Below are 1818 nucleotides of genomic sequence, written 5' to 3' on the forward strand. Positions count from 1 at the left end.
ATGCAATGGAAACTGGAAGGCAGCGGCCGCGAGCGGATAGCCGCCGTCAGCCGCGATCCGCTCCATCGCGCCGACGCGGTCGAGGATATCCTTGCTCGCCGGCTGGTAGTCGAAATGCGCGCCATGCACCGGACCGGTCGCCAATATGCCCGAGTTGAAGACGCCGCCGATGATCAGGGACGTCCGGCGCTGCCGGCAGAGCGGCAGCAACTCGGCCTCGGCGCTGCGGTCGAGGAGCGAATAGCGGCTGGCGAGCAGGATGCAGTCGAGCGGCGCCCGGCTGAGCACATCGAGACAGATCCGCACCTCGTTGACGCCGAGGCCGTAGGCGGAAATCGTGCCGGACGATTTCAGCTCCTCCAGCGCCTTCAACCCGCCATCCATGAACTGGCGGAAATGCAGCTTCGTCTTCTCGACGCCATGCGTGTAGGTGCCGATGTCGTGGACGAACAGGATGTCGATCTTGTTGAGGCCAAGACGCGCGTAGCTGAACTCGACAGAGCGCATGATGCCATCATAGGAATAGTCGTAGTCGAGCGCGAAGGGCAGCGGATCGACATAGGAATGATCCGGCACCTGGTCTTCCGGCACGGGGTGGAACAGGCGCCCGACCTTGGTCGACAACACATAGGACGAGCGCGGCTTCTCGCGCAGGAAATCGCCTGTTCGCCGCTCCGACAGGCCAAAGCCATAGAAGGGCGCGGTGTCGAAATAGCGCAGGCCGCCATCCCAGGCCGTCTGCAGCGTTTCCATCGCCGGCTCACGTGGGCAGGCGCGGTAGAGCCCGCCGATCGCGGCGCCACCGAAGCTGATTTCGGTGACCTCGAGCGCAGTGGTGCCGATCCGGCGTTTGTTCATAAGGCCTCCCCTTGCGGGCCGTCTGGTCGCCCGCGATCATTTGTCGGTGGTTAGAGCGTCGCGCCGAGGTGCCAGGGCACGAACTCGTTGTCGCCGTAGCCGAACGCCTCGCTCTTGGTCTTACGACCGGACGCCGTCTCAACGATGAGCTCGAAGATCTCGCGGCCCATGCCAGCGATGGTCTTCTCGCCGGAAGCGATGACGCCGCAATTGACGTCCATGTCCTCTTCCATCTGGTGGTACATGGTCGAGTTGGTGGCGACCTTGATCGAGGGCGTCGGACGGCAGCCGAAGCAGGAGCCGCGGCCGGTGGTGAAGACAATGACATTGGCGCCGCCCGCCACCTGGCCGGTGGCGGAGACCGGATCGTAGCCGGGCGTGTCCATGAACACCAGGCCGTGGCCGGTGACCTTCTCGGCATAGCCGAAAACGCCATTGAGCGGCGTCTGGCCACCCTTGGCGACCGCGCCCAGCGACTTCTCCAGGATGGTGGTCAGGCCGCCGCGCTTGTTGCCGGGCGAGGGGTTGTTGTCGATCGAGGCGCCGTGCTTGGCGACATGGTCCTCCCACCACTTCACATAGCCGTCGAGCTTGGCCGCGATATCGGGGCTTGCCGCGCGATAGGCCAACAGATGCTCGGCGCCGTAAATCTCCGTCGTCTCGGACAGGATGCCGATGCCGCCGACGCCGGCGAGGATATCGACGGCCGCGCCCAGCGCCGGATTGGCGGTGATGCCCGACATGCCATCGGAGCCGCCGCATTGCAGGCCAACGACGATCTCGCTGACCGGAATCGGTTCACGCTTGAGGTGACCGACTTCCTCGGCGATCTCGGCGAGCACGCCCATCGCCTTCTCGACCGATTTGCGCGAGCCGCCGGCTTCCTGGATGTTGAAATGGCGCTTGCCCGCGGCGACACCCTTCTGGCCGTAAAGGGTCAACTGATTGACCTCGCAACCC

Annotated in this window: 2 protein-coding genes; both read right to left on the reverse strand. The window is 64.8% G+C overall.

The window, feature by feature from the left end; all coding sequences use genetic code 11:
• Positions 1-858: aldo/keto reductase (locus EN745_RS34375; RefSeq protein WP_145992319.1), on the reverse strand; the 858-nt coding region annotated here is incomplete at its 3' end.
• Positions 859-908: 50 nt separating this feature from the next.
• On the reverse strand, positions 909-1818 hold a 910-nt coding region (locus tag EN745_RS34380; RefSeq protein ID WP_148669379.1), incomplete at its 5' end, for a UxaA family hydrolase.

Origin of the sequence: Mesorhizobium sp. M4A.F.Ca.ET.022.05.2.1, from assembly GCF_003998845.1 — a bacterium.
Lineage (GTDB): Bacteria > Pseudomonadota > Alphaproteobacteria > Rhizobiales > Rhizobiaceae > Mesorhizobium.